Annotated in this window: 16 protein-coding genes; all 16 read left to right on the top strand. The window is 32.3% G+C overall.

What is annotated here, in order from left to right:
• The first annotated feature begins 78 nt into the window (after positions 1-78).
• The 16 genes from BIW12_RS03150 to BIW12_RS03075 all read left to right on the top strand — a co-directional run bounded on the left by BIW12_RS03150 (position 79) and on the right by BIW12_RS03075 (position 18,561).
• A complete protein-coding gene (locus BIW12_RS03150) occupies positions 79-930 on the top strand; it encodes a glycosyltransferase family 2 protein (RefSeq protein WP_071183776.1) in 852 nt (283 codons plus the stop codon).
• Positions 914-1,990: a glycosyltransferase WbsX family protein gene (locus BIW12_RS03145; RefSeq protein WP_071183775.1), complete on the top strand. Its 1,077-nt coding sequence runs from the start codon at positions 914-916 to the stop codon at positions 1,988-1,990. The genes BIW12_RS03150 and BIW12_RS03145 overlap by 17 nt, the downstream gene beginning before the upstream one ends.
• A 36-nt stretch (positions 1,991-2,026) precedes the next feature.
• Positions 2,027-2,959 carry a glycosyltransferase gene (locus BIW12_RS03140; RefSeq protein ID WP_071183774.1) on the top strand — a complete coding sequence of 311 codons (933 nt, stop codon included), beginning with the start codon at positions 2,027-2,029 and terminating at the stop codon, positions 2,957-2,959.
• Complete coding sequence (locus BIW12_RS03135) at positions 2,956-4,107, top strand: glycosyltransferase (protein ID WP_071183773.1); 1,152 nt, start codon at positions 2,956-2,958, stop codon at positions 4,105-4,107. The genes BIW12_RS03140 and BIW12_RS03135 overlap by 4 nt, the downstream gene beginning before the upstream one ends.
• Positions 4,108-4,176: 69 nt before the next feature.
• The gene (locus BIW12_RS03130) at positions 4,177-5,250 is read left to right on the top strand and encodes a glycosyltransferase family 2 protein (protein WP_071183772.1); all 1,074 of its coding nucleotides are present in this window, start codon (positions 4,177-4,179) and stop codon (positions 5,248-5,250) included.
• Between the two features lie 42 nt (positions 5,251-5,292).
• Positions 5,293-6,429 carry an acyltransferase family protein gene (locus BIW12_RS03125; protein ID WP_071183771.1) on the top strand — a complete coding sequence of 379 codons (1,137 nt, stop codon included), beginning with the start codon at positions 5,293-5,295 and terminating at the stop codon, positions 6,427-6,429.
• A 113-nt stretch (positions 6,430-6,542) separates the two neighbouring features.
• Positions 6,543-7,700, top strand: a complete 1,158-nt coding sequence (locus BIW12_RS03120; RefSeq protein WP_071183770.1) for an acylneuraminate cytidylyltransferase — start codon at positions 6,543-6,545, stop codon at positions 7,698-7,700.
• A 314-nt stretch (positions 7,701-8,014) separates the two neighbouring features.
• Positions 8,015-8,890, top strand: coding sequence for an N-acetylneuraminate synthase family protein (locus tag BIW12_RS03115; protein ID WP_071183769.1), 876 nt, complete (start codon positions 8,015-8,017; stop codon positions 8,888-8,890).
• Between the two features lie 303 nt (positions 8,891-9,193).
• Complete coding sequence (locus BIW12_RS03110; protein ID WP_071183768.1) at positions 9,194-9,541, top strand: GIY-YIG nuclease family protein; 348 nt, start codon at positions 9,194-9,196, stop codon at positions 9,539-9,541.
• 325 nt (positions 9,542-9,866) lie between these two features.
• Positions 9,867-11,276, top strand: coding sequence for a glycosyltransferase family protein (locus tag BIW12_RS03105; protein ID WP_071183767.1), 1,410 nt, complete (start codon positions 9,867-9,869; stop codon positions 11,274-11,276).
• A gap of 140 nt (positions 11,277-11,416) precedes the next feature.
• Entirely contained in the window at positions 11,417-12,850 is a 1,434-nt protein-coding gene (locus BIW12_RS03100; protein WP_071183766.1) for an MBOAT family O-acyltransferase, read from the top strand.
• Between the two features lie 219 nt (positions 12,851-13,069).
• The gene (locus BIW12_RS03095; protein ID WP_071183765.1) at positions 13,070-13,402 is read left to right on the top strand and encodes a GIY-YIG nuclease family protein; all 333 of its coding nucleotides are present in this window, start codon (positions 13,070-13,072) and stop codon (positions 13,400-13,402) included.
• Between the two features lie 206 nt (positions 13,403-13,608).
• On the top strand, positions 13,609-14,484 hold the full coding sequence (locus BIW12_RS03090; protein WP_071183764.1) for a hypothetical protein: 876 nt from the start codon (positions 13,609-13,611) through the stop codon (positions 14,482-14,484).
• The gene (locus BIW12_RS03085; protein ID WP_317040848.1) at positions 14,485-15,690 is read left to right on the top strand and encodes a glycosyltransferase family 4 protein; all 1,206 of its coding nucleotides are present in this window, start codon (positions 14,485-14,487) and stop codon (positions 15,688-15,690) included.
• Positions 15,691-16,240: 550 nt separating this feature from the next.
• The gene (locus BIW12_RS03080) at positions 16,241-17,773 is read left to right on the top strand and encodes a glycosyltransferase family 2 protein (RefSeq protein ID WP_071183763.1); all 1,533 of its coding nucleotides are present in this window, start codon (positions 16,241-16,243) and stop codon (positions 17,771-17,773) included.
• On the top strand, positions 17,773-18,561 hold the full coding sequence (locus tag BIW12_RS03075) for a glycosyltransferase family 2 protein (RefSeq protein WP_071183762.1): 789 nt from the start codon (positions 17,773-17,775) through the stop codon (positions 18,559-18,561). Before BIW12_RS03080 ends, BIW12_RS03075 begins: the two co-directional genes overlap by 1 nt.
• The last annotated feature ends 3 nt before the right edge of the window (positions 18,562-18,564 follow it).

The raw sequence follows: 18,564 nt of genomic DNA, 5'->3' as shown, positions 1-18,564 counted from the left end.
TATGTGAATATATTTGTCTTCGAACAAATAATATTTTATAATCTTTACAATACCAAATTTTATTTTTCTAAATAAATTATGCCTCAAAAAATATCTGTTATAATACCTTGTTATAATCAAGCTTCTTTTTTGGAGCAAACGCTTCAATCTGTATTGGATCAAACATATATTCACTGGGAATGTATAATTATTAATGATGGGAGTCAAGATAATACTGAGGAAGAAGTTCGTCAATGGTTGCAAAAAGATACTCGTTTCAAATATATTTTTAAAAGAAATGGAGGTTTGTCGAGTGCAAGAAATATTGGTTTAGCTAATGCGACTGGAGATTATATACAACTCTTAGATGCTGATGATTTATTGAAACCTGAGAAATTTGAATATCAGTTACAAGACCTTCAAATTCATGATATTAGTGTTTCAGATTATTTTTCTTTTTTAGAAAATGATACTGAGAGAAGTGTGCCAAATAGGTATTTGTCTCCGTTTTTGTCTGAACAAGAGTTCAAAAGAGAAATTATTTTAGATTGGGAATATAGAAAATCAATTCCATGTCATTCAGTTTTGTTTAAAAAAATACTAATAGATAAGCATCGACTTAATTTCGATGAATCGTTATTGAATCATGAAGATTGGGTGTTTTGGACGAAGCTCTTTTATTATTCGGAGAGTATAAAAAACAATGAAAATGTTTTAGCTTTATACAGAATTCATAATAAAGCTATGAGTGTAGATTTTAAAATAATGAAACTAGGTTTTTTAAAAGCAGCTTTAATTTTAATGCACTTTTTCAAAACAGAAAAAAATAGAGAGTTTCAGAAACTTTCAAAGATAAAATACAAAGAGATACAGAAAAAAGGGTCTAAATCAATATATAAAAGAATAAAAGATAAATTAGCTCGAATTTACCATTATGCATCAAAAAATTAAACCTATTGCTATTTATTTGCCCCAATTCCATCCTGTACCTGAGAATGATGAATGGTGGGGTAAAGGGTTTACTGAGTGGACAAATGTGACTAAAACCGCTCCTCGATTTCTAGGGCATTATCAACCACATTTACCTGCTGATTTAGGGTTTTATGATTTAAGATTAGAAGAAGCTCGGTTGGCTCAAGAGGCCTTAGCCAAGCAATTTGGAATTTATGGGTTTTGTTATTATCATTACTGGTTTAATGGAAAGAGAATGTTGTATGAACCATTGGATAGAAAATTAAAAAACTCCAAGGAAAACCTTCCTTTTATGATGTGTTGGGCTAACGAAAATTGGACCAAAACATGGATAGAAGCAGAACGAGATATATTGTTAAGGCAAGAGTATTCTGAAGAAGATGATGTTAAGCATATCAGCCATTTATTGACTTATTTTAAAGATTCACGATATATAAAAGTAAGTGGAAAACCAATATTTATAATTTATCGTCCTGAATTATTTTCGGATATAAAAAAAACAATCCAAATTTGGAAAGAAGCCGTTAAAAGAGAAGGTTTCCCAGATTTATATATTGGTTTTGCTCGAAAGTCAGTCAAAGAAAAATTTCCAGAATATTTTGATTTCGCATTTGAGTTTCAGCCCAGTTTTTCAGATACACCAAGAGCTCCAAAAATGAGTTTATTGAAAAGAATCAAAATTAAAAGTACTAAAATTTTAGGTATTTATAAACAACCTAAAATAGTTATTAATGATTATGAGACTTATTCTAATTATCAAATGCAGCAAGTTTATAATCAAAAAGTCTTTCCTGGAATTACCCCCATGTGGGATAACTCAGCAAGGAAAAAGAACTTCCCTTTTATTCTGCATGAATCATCTCCTCTAAAATACAAAAGCTGGTTGCAACATATAAAGGATAATTATCCTTGGGATAAAGTTCCAGAACCATTTTTGTTTATTAATGCGTGGAATGAATGGGCAGAAGGAAATCATCTGGAACCTTGTCAAAAATGGAATTTAGATTATTTAAAGGCAACTCAAGAAGTATTGAAATAAACTTTCTAACAGATAAGGTTTTTTAAAAAGGAGATAATGAAGCAATACATAGTTAGTGTTTTTATGCTTACTTACAATCAAGAACAATTTATAGCGCAAACTATAAAAAGTATTTTGATGCAAAAAACAAATTTTGCCTACCAATTAGTCATTGGAGAAGATGGTAGTACTGATACTACTCGAAATATTTGTGAAAGCTATGCCCAGCAATTTCCTGAAAAAATAAAATTATTAGCTCCTTTAGAAAAAAATATCGGCTTGATTGCTAATTACATGAGAACCATCAAGGAATGTGATGGGAAATACATTGCCATTTGTGATGGAGATGATTATTGGATTGATGAATATAAACTTCAAAAGCAAGTTGATTTTTTAGAAAATAATCCGGATTATTCGATAGTGCATACTGCTGTTAATAGACTTTATGAAGATGGTAGTATAAAGGAGTATCATTACCATCCAAATAAGGAAATAGTAGATTTTGATGATTTAGTTTTTAATAATTATATATACTCTGTGAGTTGTCTATTTAGAAACATACAATCAATAGAGAATTGTTTACCAGTATGGTTTGCCCAATTTCCCTTCGGTGATTGGCAAACTTATTTATGGACGATAAAAGACGGAGGTAAAATTCATTTTATTAATGAAGTAACAGCTGTTTATAGAATGGGAATAGGTATTTCATTTGGCTACATGAAAAAGAATAGTAGTTTTATTCAAATACTTATTAATGTTTTAGAAAATATATATCAGGATAAAGATTTTGAACATAAAAAAGGAATAATTTCAAAAAGCATTAGCAATAAAAGAAAAGATTTAATGACCAGTTTTAATAGGGAAAAAAACTATCTAAAAGCATTTGTTGAATTTTTAAGAATTTTAAAAACTAGTAAATCTAAAAGGAGTTTCATTAAATTCTATTTTTATTCTGTTTTTAAAAGTTTTACCCAAATAAAAGAAAAATGAAAATCCTCCTAGTCGCCATCCCCAATCATCACTTTTTTCAATGGGCGAACCAATTGAAAGAAAGCGGTTATGAGGTGTATTGGTTTGACATTACCGATGGGGCAGGATTTGTAGAAAAAATAAACTGGGTTCAACAATTCAATGGCTGGAAATTAAAGTGGAATTATCCGTTTCGCTACAGAATTAAAAAGTACTTTCCAAGACTCTATTCTTTATTAGAAAAAGTAACAGTTAATAAAACCGAAACAGTACTTGAAACTATCATAAAAGAAGTGCAGCCAGATATGGTCCATTGTTTCGAAATGAAATTATCGGGCTTACCTATTTTATCAGTAATGCAACAGAATAAAATCCCTTTAGTGTATTCATCCTGGGGGAGTGATATGTATGTTTATCAAAATTTAGGAGTCAGTACTAATAATGTAAAATCATTTTTAAATAGAGTGGATTATTTAATTACTGATTGCAATCGTGATTTTCAAATAGCACAACAATTAGGTTTTAAAAATCAATTTTTGGGTGTTTTTCCTGGGAATGGAGGAATTGAGATAGAATCCGAATATATACAATCAATAAATAACAGAAAGGCTATTTGTGTAAAAGGTTATAATGATGGAGTTGGTAAAGCATTAGTTGTAATAAAAGCAATTGAGTTGATACAATTTGATTCATCAATTGATTTTTTAATTTTTAGTGCGGATGAAATTGTAGAAGATTATGTGAAAAAATCAGAGTATTTTAAACAAAGAAAAGTAGAAGTAATTTGTAGAAAGTCTTTTGTGGAGAATAAATTGCTGTTGCAAAAGTTTGGGTCTTGTTTGCTTTATGTAGGAAACAGTATTTCTGATGGCATGCCTAATTCTTTGCTGGAAGCAATGGGAATGGGCGTTTTTCCTGTTCAATCAAATCCCGGAAATGTTACGAAAGAAGTCATTAGGCATGGCGTTAATGGGTTTTTAATTGAAAATCCAAATGAGGTTGTGGCTATTGCTAGCCTGATTAAAATGGCCGTTGAAAATCAAGAAATGAGAGTCAAAGCCCAAGAATATAATGTTAGTTTTGCTCAGAAAAATTATAAAAGAGAAATATTACGAAAAAAAATTATTAATTTATATCAACGGATTTATTTAGAATTGAAGAATGAATAATGACTTGTTCCAATAAAATAATATTCTAATTACTATATATAAAAAATCATTTAAAAAGATAATTTGTTTATGATTACACTAGTTTTAACTAATAGAAATCGTGATTTACGTATTGTTAAGAATTGTTTAGAATCTCTTCGTAATCAAACAACAAAAGAATTTGAATTGTTTTTTGTGGATTACGGAAGTGATTTGGATTACTTAGTAGGATTAAAGAACTTAGTTGTCAGTTATCCTAAAGTTCATTTAATTTTATGTCCAGTGAATGGTCAGTTATGGAATAAAAGTAGGGCGATAAATATCGCTTTGAAACTAACAAATACTCCATATTTTTTAGTTGGGGACTTAGATTTGATTTTTGCTCCACAATTTATGAGTACAGCTTATAAGTTAATAAATAGTAAAGATATCTATTATTTTAAATATGGTTTTTTATCGCGAGAAGAATCATTAAAAAATAAAGTATATGAGGAATATGAAATTGATTTCGATGGAAACATAGATGTTGCAGGAACAACTCTTTTCCCAACTGAACAATTAAAAGATATTAACGGTTATGATGAATTTTATCATGGTTGGGGAGCTGAAGATGTTGATATCCATATAAGAATGAGTAATTTAGGTTGTAGGGTTGTGTTTTATGATTCATCTATTTTAGTTAAACATCAATGGCATCCAAAACAATATAGAAGTAAAATAAGTAAACATCCTTTTCATATTGGTTTAGAAGCGATTAATCATGCTTATATGGATTTAGGTAAAAAAACTAAAAGAATTATTGTAAATCAAAATCAATCATGGGGTAAAATGACTGATATTGAAATGTATGAAAAATTAAAATTAGGCATACCAACTGTTGATTTGTTTTTAACTAATTCATTAACAGTAATTAGTGCTGTTTTGGCTCAGTTTGCGAATTTTAATAAAGAAGTTTTAAATCTTCGAATAGATGAAGTAGACAAACTCACAATATATAAGAACCAAATAAAAAAAAAGCTAAATAAAAAAGCGATTAATTACATAGAGATGGAGCAAGTTAATGCATTAATTTTAGAGCAAATTATTAAAAATTATAGAAATAATCCATATAAATATATTTTTGATAGAGATTTAAAATACATTCAACTTAAAATGGTTTTTTGAAAACTGATGTATTTGATTTGAATAATGTAAATAAGAATAAATTTGAGTAATATTTTAAAAATAGAGATTGATCAAAATAGGATATACGGTTTGGATATTTTAAGGGCATTAGCCATTTTGTTTGTAGTTTTCGGACATGGGAATTATATAGTAGAAACTGAAATATATAAATATGTCAATTTCTTTCTTTTTGACGGTGTTAGCATTTTTTTTGTTTTAAGTGGGTTTTTAATTGGTGGTATTTTGATTGAATTATTTAATAATAATGCTCTAACCTTTAAATTGATATATTCTTTTTGGATGAGAAGATGGTTTAGAACGATGCCAAACTATTTTTTTATTTTAACAATACTAATAGTGTTGAATTTATTGTTTAAAAAGAATTTTAAAATTATAGATGTTTTACAATATTATATTTTTTCTCAAAATTTATTTTACAAACATCCTGAATTTTTTCCTGAAGCTTGGAGTTTGAGTGTTGAAGAATGGTTTTATCTTTTGACTCCAATTATAATTTTTGGGTTTATTAAAGTTTTTAAGATTACAATAAAAAAATCTGTTTTTATTACATCAATATTACTAATTACAATTTCAACTTTAATAAGATATTATTTGTTTAAAAGTATTGGCAAAATACAGTTAGATGAAGAATATTGGGGTTGGAAATTTAGGGGTTTAGTTGTGACCCGATTAGATAGTTTGATGTATGGGATAATTGGAGCGTATATATCTTATTATTTTAATGATAAATGGATAAAGTATAAAATCCATTTTTTGATTATTGGTATTTTGTTTTTTATGATTATAAAGTTCAATTTATTTAACTTTTTACAATTTAATTTTTTTGATAGTGTATTTTCATTTACTTTCACTTCATTAGGGACACTTTTTTTATTACCATATTTGAGTACTTTTAAAGAAGGAAGTGGAAGGGTCTATCAAGTTATAACAATTGTAAGTCTGATTTCGTACTCTATGTATCTTGTTAATTTAAGTATTGTTCAATATTGGTTGTTGGATTGTATCAATTGGAATGTTGTTTTTTATTTTAATAGTTATTTCGCTCTTGTTTTTAAATATTTTTTGTACTGGTTTTTGACAGTCATGATTTCAATATTTATTTATAAATATTTTGAATTACCAATGATGAAATTGAGAGACAAGAAATATTTTAGCTAAATAACTCTACAGCTATGAATTAATTTAGTTGAATATGTTTCAATATAATTACTCGAATTACTAATTCTTTGATCCTAGAAATGAATCATTGTGAACATAAATTAAAATGAAAAATGAAAAAAACAGCCATTATCCCCTTACGAAAAGACTCCAAAGGAATTCCTGCCAAGAATAAGAAAAAAATGCTGGGTCGTCCATTGTTTTCCTGGGTCTTGGCAGAAGCTATTTTTTCAAATCTGGATAACATCTACGTTTTTACGGATGATTCCGAAATCATTGATTATATTGATAAAGAATACCATTGGACTCCAAAAGTAAAAGCATTATTGCGCTCGGATGAAAATGCTACCGATACCGCTTCCACCGAAAGTGCTATGATTGAGTTTGCCGAAAGCATTCAGTACGATTTTGATATCCTATGCCTGCTGCAAGCCACTTCGCCCATGACTACGGCTACTGATATCAATGCAGTTTTAGACAAAATAGAAACCGAAAAGTACGATTCGGCACTTACCGTAGTCAATACCCACCGTTTTACCTGGAATCCCGATGGAACTCCACAAAACTATGATGTGTTTCATCGTCCAAGACGTCAGGATTTTGAGGGTTTGTTGATTGAAAATGGAGCGGTGTATGCTACAACTAAATCCACTTTTATAACTTCAAAAAATCGCCTTAGTGGCAACATAGGATTAGTCCAAATGCCCGAAAACAGCCTAGTCGAAATAGATTCGGCAACCGACTGGAAAATTGTAGAAGAACTTCTGGCAAGCCGTTTGAAAAAAACCAAAAAACACCAACGCATCGATTATCTGGTTCTGGATGTAGATGGTGTTTTTACCAATGGGCAAGTCTTCTATTCTGCCGAAGGCGAATTGGCCAAAGCTTTTGATATGCGCGATGGCATGGGATTAGAAATCCTTCGTCAGCATCAGGTAGAAGTAGTAGTAATGACCTCAGAAAACTCTCCCTTGGTGGCCCAACGCATGAAAAAACTCCAAATAGAAAATACCTTTTTAGGAGTAAAAGACAAATATGCTTTTTTACAGCAGTTTGTAAAAGAAAGGAATACAAGTTTTAGTGCTTTAGCCTACATAGGCGATGATGTTAATGATTTGACAAATATCTGTAGTGTGGGTTGGTCTTTTGCACCAGCAAATGCAACCGAAATAGTAAAACAAAACGCCGATTATTTACTAACAAAACCATCCGCCGAAGGTGCCATCAGAGAAGCATGTGAGTGGATTATGAAATATAATGAGAGGTATTAAACTTTAATTAGTGATGAAGTTGTCATTTAGCCCCAAACGTATTTCCCTCTTCAGAGGGGTTAGGGGTGTGTAAGTTTAGTTTGTTTTTAGTGAAAATTTACATCCTGAACGATAAATTAATAATTTACACCAAACGAATTCCCCTCTTGAAATCGAAGATTCAACGACTCCATTAAGAAATATTAAAGAGAGTTAGAGGGGCTAGGGGTGTGTAAAAAAAACGTAAATTCTAATACCAATAATTCTCAAATAGCACTAAACGAGTTCCCCTCTGGAGAGGGGCTAGGGGTGTGTAAAATTAAAGAAAAGCATATATGAACAACTATAAAAAACCCTATGTCATTGCCGAAATAGGTTGCAATCACAAAGGAGAAATGGAAATCGCTAAAGAACTCATCAAAATTGCTAAAATCTTTTGCAATGCCGATGCCGTTAAATTCCAAAAAAGAAACAACAAAGAGCTATTAACCGAAGCACAATACAATGCACCCCATCCCAATAGTTCGAATGCCTATGGAGCCACCTATGGTGAACATCGCGAATATTTAGAATTCAACGTGAACCAGCACGCCGAATTAAAATCCTATTGCGAATCAATAGGAATTACTTATTCTACCTCGGTTTGGGATACTACTTCAGCAAAAGAAATTACTTCTTTGAATCCTGAGTTTATCAAAATTCCTTCGGCTTGTAATAATAATTATGCGATGCTGTCTTGGTTGTGTGACAATTATGAGGGCGAAATCCACATTTCAACAGGAATGACTACCAAAGACGAAACCGAAGATTTAGTGAATTTCTTTATTGAAAAAGGAAGAAACCAAGATTTGGTGTTGTACAACTGTACTTCGGGGTATCCTGTTCCTTTTGAAGATGTATGCTTATTAGATATTAATTTGCTGAAAGCCAAATACGGAGACAAAGTAAAACACATTGGTTTCTCAGGGCATCATTTGGGTATTGCAGTAGATGTAGCCGCTTACACCTTGGGAGCTAATATTATCGAAAGGCATTATACCTTAGACAGAACCTGGAAAGGCACAGATCATGCTGCATCCTTAGAACCCATGGGTTTGCGTAAATTGAGCCGTGATTTGAATGCGGTTTATTCCGCTTTAACATTCAAATCAACTGATATTTTACCCATCGAGCAAGTGCAAAGAGAGAAGCTGAAGAATAAGAAAGGATAATAAATGATTATAATGTGTCATTCCGACGAAGGAGGAATCACATAACGTGAGTAATTAGTGCGATTCCTCATTCTTCGGAATGACAAAACACTAGGTGTTTTTCCTTAACTTAATGCCATTGCTCGAGTGTTAGCGAACAGGCAAAGCAATCACATAAAGGGAGTACGAAAAGAATAAAAAACGATATATGTGATGTGATTCCGACGAAGGAGACTCGAGCGAAAGCGAACAGGCTAAGCAAATCACATAAAAGAGAGTCTACAAAGAATGTAATTTTATGTAATAATTAATGAGAAGAAAATTATGTATGAACTAAACGAGGGATATCATACTTATTATGTTTATATAATTACAAATAGTTATAGAAGTACTTTTTACATTGGAATGACTAATAATTTGAAGCAACGATTACAACAACATCATCAGAATATAGTGGACGGAAATAAAACCTTTGCAACCAAATACAATTTGGAGTTCTTAGTTTATTATGAAAAATTCACATGGGTACAGCAGGCTATTGTTCGAGAAAAAGAATTAAAAAACTGGAGAAGGGAGAAAAAATTAAATTTGATACGATCTTTTAATTCAGATTTTGAGTTTCTGAATTACAGATTTAATAAAGATAATGAGATTCCTTCTGCGTCGGAGTGACAGACTAGGTGGGTTTTGTCATCTCGACGAAGGAGAGATCACATTAAGAAATTCCATAAAGAGAGAGAATTATTTACAATTACGTTGTATTTGATATAATCATAGAAATGAAATACAGGATGTGATTCCTCTTTCGTCGGAATGACAAAAAAATAACATCAAGTGTGTCATTCCGACGAAGGAGACTCGAGCGAAAGCGAACAGGTTAAGCAAATCACATATAGATAGTAAATTAAGGAGTTTCATTTTTCTCAAAAATAATCTCTAATATAAACCACAATACCCTTATTTTTGCCTCAGTTTTTAAAAAATACTTTCACAGTAAATGACAAACAAAAAAATCCTTATTTTTTTTCCTGACGGTGTAGGATTACGCAATTTTGCCTTTACCCAATTTAAGGAAATCGGCGAACAAAGAGGCAATAAAATTATTTATTGGAACAATACGGCCTTTCCATTACAAGAAGAATTAGGATATGATGAGGTTAAAATTAAAACCCAAAAGATTCACCCATTAACCCCATTTTATTGCCGCATTAGAAAACACATCGAGCTGAATGTAGCAACCAAAAAGTTTGCCGATTCCGTTTACCAAACCTATAAGTTTCCGTTTAATTATAGCGGAATAAAAAACACTTTGATGACACTTTTTATCAGATTATTAATCGCTTTGAATTCTTCCGAAAAAGGAATTCTTCGCATCCGAAAACGAATCAATAGTCTGGAACGTTCAACCGAAAAATACAACTATTGCAAAGCCCAATTACAGGAAATCAAACCCGATTTGGTTTTTTGTACCACCCAACGCGCTAGCCAATCCATTGGCCCCTTACTGGCAGCACAGGATTTGGGGATTCCAACACTGACATTCGTGTATTCCTGGGATAATGTTCCTAAAGCCATGCAGCTGGTAGCAACCGATTATTATTGTGTGTGGAGCGATTTGATGAAAAAAGAAATGCAACAGTACTATTCTTTTGTTAAGGAAAACCAATTAATAGTCACAGGAACTCCTCAATTTGAGCCACATTACGATAAAAGTTTGTTGCAAACCAGAGCAGCATTTTTCGCCCAATACAATTTGGACACTGCAAAAAAATACATTTGTTTCTCTGGGGATGACGAAACCACTTCGCCCTTAGATCAATATTATTTGGAAGATTTAGCCCATGCCGTTCGGGCTTTGAATATTAAGGGATACCATCTTGGAATCATTTATAGAAAATGTCCTGTAGATACGACTAATAGATATGATGCTGTGATCGAAGCTAATAAAGATGTTATTGCAGTAATTGATCCTTTGTGGAAAGCAATAGGAAAGAATTGGAACGAAGTTTTCCCTACCAAAGCCGACTTACAATTACTGCACAATGTCTGTGCCCATTCCGAATTGGTAACCAATGTATGCTCTTCAACCGTATTTGATTTTGTAGCGCATGATAAACCTTGTGTCTATTATAATTATGAACAGCCTCAGTTAAAGAAAGGAATTCGGGATATTGGGCAAAATTACAAATACGTTCATTTTAGATCGATGCCAAGTCCGGAAGCTGCCATTTTTTGTACCGATAAAAACCAATTAGAAAGTCAAATTGAAGCCATACTAAAAGGCAATTTGTCCAACATTCCCGAAGGAAAAAAATGGTATGAAATTGTTGCAGGTAAGTCCCCAACCCAGGCTTCAGAGAAAATTTGGGATGCCATCGATACGATTGTTAATGAAATTAAAAATTAGAAATAGTGTCAGATGTATGTCTTGAAATATCTCTTGAATCTAGCCAGCCCTGAGCTATTATCCCGAGTTCAGCCTGCCCTGAGCCTGTCGAAGGGTCGAGGGATAACTGAACTCCTAACTCCTAACTTCCAGTTTCAAACATGTTCTTCAACTCTTTCTCCTTTGCAATTTTCCTCCCCATAGTATTTGTACTGTACTGGTTTGTGTTTAATAAAAACAAAACCACACAAAATACCCTATTGATAATTGCCAGTTATTATTTCTATTCCTGTTGGGATTGGCGTTTCTTGTTCTTGTTGGTTTTCTCTACATTTCTGGATTATTATACAGGTATCCGAATTGAAAAAAGTAAGAAAGAAAGCGGTAGAAAATTTTGGTTTTGGCTGAGTATCGGAATCAATTTGGGATTTCTGGGAATGTTTAAATATTATAACTTTTTTGCCAGTTCCTTTGCCGAATTGATGAATGGAATGGGTTTAAAAACATCACCGTTTTTGCTGGATGTAGTGCTGCCGGTGGGGATTTCGTTCTATACTTTCCACGGTCTGTCTTATGTTATTGATATTTATTACAAAAGAATCAAAGCCGAATACAATTTTGTCGATTATTCGCTGTTTGTGAGTTATTTTCCGCTTCTGGTGGCGGGGCCTATCGAAAGAGCCACCCATTTATTACCTCAAGTCAAGGTAAAACGCAGTTTTGATTTTGAAAAAGCCAAAGAAGGAATCTATCAAATGCTGTGGGGATTGTTCAAAAAAGTAGTGATTGCCGATACCTGCGCCACTTATGCCAATGCGATTTTTGATAATTACAGCACGATGAATTCCTTGTCGTTGATTTTAGGTGCAGTTTATTTTGCGTTCCAAATCTATGGCGATTTTTCAGGCTATTCAGATATGGCATTGGGAATGTCAAAACTCTTCGGAATCGATTTGCTAAAGAATTTCAATTACCCTTATTTTTCAAGAGATATCGCCGAATTTTGGCGTCGTTGGCATATTTCGTTATCTTCCTGGTTTCGCGATTATTTGTACATTCCGTTGGGAGGCAGCAAGGGCGGCTTATGGATGAAAATCAGGAATACCTTTATCATCTTCTTAGTTAGTGGTTTTTGGCATGGAGCCAATTGGACCTATGTGGCTTGGGGAGGTATCAATGCGCTTTATTTTTTACCCCTGCTTTTAAGAAAATCAAACAGAAACAATTTGGATACCGTTGCTTTAGATAGAAGTTGGGAATCGCTAAGAGTGATTGCAAGCATCTTGCTGACCTTCGCTTTGAGTTGTTTGGCATGGGTGTTTTTCAGAGCCAAAACTATTACCGATGCCATTTTGTACATCAAGAATATGTTCACAAACGGTCATTTTACATCTCAATATTTAATTAATGAGAGGTACAATTACGAGTTAATCATTATGGTACTATTATTTGTTGCGGTCGAGTGGAACAATCGCACCAAAGAAGAACCCATTTCAGGAAAATACCAAACCATAAAACTAGCTTTGTGTTTAGCCGCAATTATGGCATTAGGTACATATTCAGATTATAAGGAATTTATTTATTTTCAGTTTTAGATGTATTTGTCCATAAACCGAAGGCTGTTTTGAGCAATTGCCGAAATGGTACGATTAGTTGTTATTGAGTAGTTTGTCACCTCGAGCGGAGTCGAGAGGCGGGCGGAGTCGAGAGGCGAGCGGAGTCGAGAACCTTCATTGAATCTCGACTGCGCTCGATTTGACAAAAAAAATAGACTTCTCTATATTTTTAAATGGTATTATTTAAATAAATGATTTATGAAATTCTATTATGTTTATATTTTAAAGTGTAATGATAATTCACTGTATGTAGGAGTGACATCAGATGTTGAAAGAAGATTAATGGAACACAATGCAGGGAAATATCCAGAAGCTTATACACATAGTCGAAGACCAGTTGAGATTGTTTTTTATCAGGAATTTACAGAACCTAATCAAGCTATTGACTTTGAGAAAAAGATAAAAAAATGTAGTAGACAAAAGAAACAGTCATTGATAGATGGAAATTTTGATAATTTGCAAAATCTATCAGAATGTAGAAATGCAACACATCATAAGTATAATTTGGATAATGAAGAAGAGTTGGGATGATAAATACTAATCATTGGGTCTCGACTCCAGCCTGTCTTGAGCGACAGACTAAAGGCTCGACCTGACAGTAGGATTAGTGTTTGTACATTGTCACCTCGAGCGCAGTCGAGAGGGAGCTTAGTTGAGGTTGAGAAGCTATTAGGGTCAATCGGCGAATTAGCTTATCTAAAAGTTAGAAATTAATTATCAAAACTCAAATTAAAAAAATGAAACAATTTTTAATCTTCACTATAAAAACAATAACGATACTATTAATGGCAGCAGTAATACTAGATTATTGCTACACTTCTATATACCTAAAATCCAATAACCGTAATAAAATAGAATACGTTTACAATTCTAAAGCCAAAAATTACGATGTAGTACTTCTGGGCTCTTCAAGGGCAAATAATCATTTTGTGACCGAAATGTTCGAACAAAAAGGACTAAAAACCTTCAATTATGGCATGAGTGGGGGACATTTATTTGAAGCTTCTTTGTTATTGAAATTGATGTTAGAACGCAATTACAAAATAAAAACTCTAATTCTTGAAGCCGATTTGAATTTGTCCAATGATAAACCTTCTGAAACGGTGGGAGCTAAATTTTTACCTTATATTCACAATTCAACAATCATTAAAAATCATTTTTTGAATGAAGCTTATTTTAATGAATACTATTATATTCCTTTTTATCGTTATGTTAAATTTGATGCTCTGATTGGTTTTCGGGAATTTTATAAAAGCATATCAAAGCAGTCCACCAATACTTTAGACAAAGGAGGATATCATGCGTTGGGAAACAAAAAAGGGAATATGAAAAACGACATTAGAGCCTTGAAACCTCTAAAAAATAAATATTACGAAGAAATCAAGAGTATTTGTGTAGCCAATAATATTAAGTTTATAGCTGTAATGACACCCATGTGTGAAAACACCAAAGGAATTGACTATTTTGATAAAGTAAAGAAAAGTTATCCGGAGATTTACAATTATGAAAATGTAGTGGTGGAAGATAAATTTTTCTCCTCATGCGGTCACATGAATGATGCAGGAGCCAGAAAGTTTACGGCCAGAATTTTAAAAGATTTTTTTAAAAAATAAATGATGAAAAAACATCAAGCTTTAACTCCCTTCTCCTTTGGAGAAGGGTTGGGGGTGAGGAAAATAGCCTTTCTAACCCCCGAATACCCTCATGCTAAAATAGCTCATGCAGCCGGAATTGGCACGAGTATTAGGAACTTAGTGACAGCTTTAGTCAATGAGGGAGTTGAAGTGACAGTATTCGTTTATGGTCAGCAAACACAGGAAGTTATAATCGGGAAAGGGATTGAAATTCATTTAATTCAAAATAAAAAATGCAAATACTTTGGTTGGTTTTTTCATCGAAAATACATTCAGAATTATTGTAATGCAGTGATTAAAAAAGAAAATATAGATGTACTGGAAGTTCCTGATTGGACTGGGATTTCGGCATTTATGCGTTTTCATATTCCTGTCGTAATGCGTTTTCATGGTAGCGATACTTATTTTTGTCATTTAGAAAAAAGAAAACAAAAGTGGAAGAATTTCTTTTTTGAAAAGTTAGCTGTTTTGAATGCTGATGCTTTTATAGCCCCCACTACTTTTGCAGGAGAATTGTCAAAAAAACTATTTAAAATAAAAAACAAAACAATTCAAACCATACATCACGGATTAGATTTAACCCAATTTGAAAATAATAAACCAGAGCAATTTGAATCTGCCCTAATACTCTATGTAGGAACACTTATCAGGAAAAAAGGAGTTATGGAATTGCCAGCTATTTTTCATAAAGTTCGAAATCAATTTCCTGAAGCCCGATTACTTTTAATAGGTGCTGATGCTCCTGATGTTACGACCAATTCTAATTCGACCTGGCAATTAATGCAAAAGCAATTTAATCCATCTGATTTAAAAAATGTTGAATATTTGGGAAAAATGCCTTACGAGGAAGTACAACAATATATTAAAAAAGCAAATGTCTGTGTCTTTCCCACCTATGCCGAAACCTTGGGAATGGTAACTATAGAGGCAATGGCCATGCAAAAAGCTGTAGTGAATTCTAATATTGGCTGGGCGCAAGAACTGATTGTAGATGGTGCAAGCGGTTATTTGGTATATCCGACTGATCATGAATTGTATGCCAATAAAATTATAGAATTATTGCAAGATAAAAGTTTGTGTATTCAAATAGGCTCACAAGCAAGGGCAAGAGTAGAAGCAAAATTTGATATAAAAAATACGGTAAAAGAAAATATTGCATTTTATCAGGAGCTAATCAATGAGTGATGAATAGAAATAAGTAGTTTGTTAATTATAAACTTTTGCTCCGTCTGTCATTCCGACGAAGGAGGAATCTCATTAGTTGATTACGTTATGTGTTTTGCTTCGCCTGTTCGCTTTCGCTCGAGTCTCCTTCGTCGAAATGACACAAAATATGTTTAACCCAAATTCAGCATTAGAAAATGCTGAATCGATAAAGTAAATGTTTCAATGTTTTTTAAAACATTGAAACATTTACTTTATCGGGGTTTACCCTCATGGAATCATTAGTTCGCTTTTTTAAAGCTTCTAATGATTAATTCTGGTTTAACTTAATGATATTGCCTTTTAGGAACGGGGAAAAAGAAATTTTATTTTTTTTATATATTTAAACAGGCTCTTATATGCCCTTTAGCAAAAACATAAAAAGCCCAAGTGAAATAAAGTTACAACTTATATGACTCCTGCCTGTCGGCAGACAGGTATATCGTTTTTTAAAGCGACAACATTGTTTTAATAGAAAAATTAGCGAAAATTAGTGTAATTTGCGGTTAAAAAAATAAAGGATAAGCCCACTATGATTATAGTTTACCACAAAGCTAATAAAGTTCTAAAAGTCAGCAGAAACCAGGGAGACTTATCTTTTTTATCGGATACTATCGCAGCTGTTTTAGTAGATTTAGCTCAATCATATCCTAATGATTGGTTGATTTGGTGTACCATAGAATTAGAATCTTTTTTGAACCTAAACCAATTCAAAAACATTTTTCACCATCATAAAATCATGGCTTCTTTTACATCCACTACTCAAAATTATATTCCCAATGCAATTGGCTATGTCGAAGAATCCCCTTTTATAAAAATCAATAAAAAAGTCAAATACCCCAGCTGGTTAATGAGTAGTGAAGTAGGGGGGATTCACGCTTCGGTTCTAAATATTATGGGGAGCAAAATAAAACCGGAAGCTAATTTTGATTATTTTTTAAATTCAGTGGCCAAATTAGGAATGCTGGCCGGTCTTTTTTGTTATTCAGAACCAGAACTAGTGTCAAATAATACTCAGGAATTAAAAAAGAATTACCAGGCTAATAACTACTTTTTGTTCCGATTTGTAAAGCAACATTACAAAAAACGTTGGTTGCTGTTACTATTCTTCAATTTACTTCTTTTTGAAAAACGATTTCCGTTGTTGCCTTTGTGCTATTCCCTGTTTTTTAAAAGCAGAAAAAAAACACATTTCAATTTAGATACTATAAGCGTACAATCATCTTTAAAAACAATAGACAAAAAAACAATTGATGTCATTATTCCAACCATTGGTCGCAAAGAATATTTGTATGATGTTTTGCAAGATTTAGCAGGACAAACGCATTTGCCTGAAAAAGTAATCATTGTAGAACAAAATCCTATTGAAGATAGTGTTTCCGAATTAGATTATTTGCAAAATGAGAAATGGCCATTTTTCATTAAACATATTTTTACCCATCAGGCCGGAGCTTGTCATGCTCGTAATTTAGCAATGGAGCAAGTAGAAAATGAGTGGGTTTTTCTAAATGATGATGATAACAGATTTGATAGGAATTTAATAGAAAAGGTGTTTGCTAAAATAACTCGATATGGAGCAGAAGCAATTACAACATCATATCTCAAACCTGATGAAATACAACAGTATAAAACAATCCATCAATCCGGAATTTTTGGTTCGGGCAATAGTTTTGTAAAGTCAGAATGTCTAAAATCGGTTTCCTTTGATAAGGCTTTGGAGTTTGGTTACGGAGAAGATACTGATTTTGGGTTGCAATTACGTAATCAAGGTTTCGATATAGTTTATTTTCCGGATTTGAAAATTACCCATCTCAAAGCGCCTATGGGAGGATTTAGGATTCCAGTCAAAAAACAATGGGAAGCAGAGGTTGTTCAACCTAAACCATCGCCAACTATTTTGTATGTATTGCGAAAGCATTATACAATGCAACAATTAAAAAGTTATAAATTAGTACTGTTTTTAAAATTATTAAAACACGAATCATTTAAGGATTATTTAAAATTTTATAAAAGTTTTAGGCAAAAATGGGATAGAAGTGTTTATTGGGCAAATCAACTAGGATAATGAAACAAACTATACAAATAAGTTTTTTAATTACTCATTTCAATCGTCCTTTGGATTTAGCTTTGTGTATTGACGGAATTAAAAAAGTTCCAATTTCGAACTACGAAATTGTTGTGAGTGATGATGGCAGTTCCATTGAAAATATTGAAAAAATTCAATCTTATGGAGTTGATCAATTGGTTTTAGCACCAGTCAATCAAGGGTTGGCTGCTAATATCAATAAAGGACTGAAGATGTGTAAAGGCGAATATATTATATATTGTCAAGAAGATTTTATTATTAATCCTGAAATTGTAAATGTGCTGTCTGAATGTTTTGATTTATTGCAAAGTAAAAAGTTAGATATGATTCGTTTTACGTCTAATTTTTATTTCAAAAAGACAATTCCGGTAAATCCTGTTGTTAGTAGAATTCCAAAGTTTTCTATGTGTAATTTTTTATACAATTATTATCAGTATAGTGATCATCCGTTTATAACGAAGAAAAGTTTTTATGAACGATTTGGTTATTATCAAGAGCATACTTCAGGCAGGTATGGTGAAACGGAATATGCAATTCGGATTTTAAAATCGAATGCTAAAATTGGAATTACTAATAAATTTATGGCTTTCCCAATAGCGGGTAGTCAATCAGTATTAGCTAATGAATCAAATAAAAGGAAGAACGGTAAATCAATTAATAAATCGGTACTCAAAATAGCCAGAGCTTTTAGATTATATTTGGAATGTCTGTTATATGATAAATCTAAAAGAGGACTTAAAACCTATAGGAATTTTAGAAAAAAATAAATT

Origin of the sequence: Flavobacterium commune (assembly GCF_001857965.1) — a bacterium.
Lineage (GTDB): Bacteria > Bacteroidota > Bacteroidia > Flavobacteriales > Flavobacteriaceae > Flavobacterium > Flavobacterium commune.
The sequence above is the reverse complement of the archived record's forward strand: the minus strand, read 5'-3'. Positions and strand labels throughout refer to the sequence as shown.

Coding starts and splice junctions, on each gene's coding strand:
- BIW12_RS03150 (WP_071183776.1), top strand. CDS start 79: ATGCCTCAAAAAATATCTGTTATAATACCTTGTTATAATCAAGCTTCT.
- BIW12_RS03145 (WP_071183775.1), top strand. CDS start 914: ATGCATCAAAAAATTAAACCTATTGCTATTTATTTGCCCCAATTCCAT.
- BIW12_RS03140 (WP_071183774.1), top strand. CDS start 2,027: ATGAAGCAATACATAGTTAGTGTTTTTATGCTTACTTACAATCAAGAA.
- BIW12_RS03135 (WP_071183773.1), top strand. CDS start 2,956: ATGAAAATCCTCCTAGTCGCCATCCCCAATCATCACTTTTTTCAATGG.
- BIW12_RS03130 (WP_071183772.1), top strand. CDS start 4,177: ATGATTACACTAGTTTTAACTAATAGAAATCGTGATTTACGTATTGTT.
- BIW12_RS03120 (WP_071183770.1), top strand. CDS start 6,543: ATGAAAAAAACAGCCATTATCCCCTTACGAAAAGACTCCAAAGGAATT.
- BIW12_RS03115 (WP_071183769.1), top strand. CDS start 8,015: ATGAACAACTATAAAAAACCCTATGTCATTGCCGAAATAGGTTGCAAT.
- BIW12_RS03110 (WP_071183768.1), top strand. CDS start 9,194: ATGTATGAACTAAACGAGGGATATCATACTTATTATGTTTATATAATT.
- BIW12_RS03105 (WP_071183767.1), top strand. CDS start 9,867: ATGACAAACAAAAAAATCCTTATTTTTTTTCCTGACGGTGTAGGATTA.
- BIW12_RS03100 (WP_071183766.1), top strand. CDS start 11,417: ATGTTCTTCAACTCTTTCTCCTTTGCAATTTTCCTCCCCATAGTATTT.
- BIW12_RS03095 (WP_071183765.1), top strand. CDS start 13,070: ATGAAATTCTATTATGTTTATATTTTAAAGTGTAATGATAATTCACTG.
- BIW12_RS03090 (WP_071183764.1), top strand. CDS start 13,609: ATGAAACAATTTTTAATCTTCACTATAAAAACAATAACGATACTATTA.
- BIW12_RS03085 (WP_317040848.1), top strand. CDS start 14,485: ATGATGAAAAAACATCAAGCTTTAACTCCCTTCTCCTTTGGAGAAGGG.
- BIW12_RS03080 (WP_071183763.1), top strand. CDS start 16,241: ATGATTATAGTTTACCACAAAGCTAATAAAGTTCTAAAAGTCAGCAGA.
- BIW12_RS03075 (WP_071183762.1), top strand. CDS start 17,773: ATGAAACAAACTATACAAATAAGTTTTTTAATTACTCATTTCAATCGT.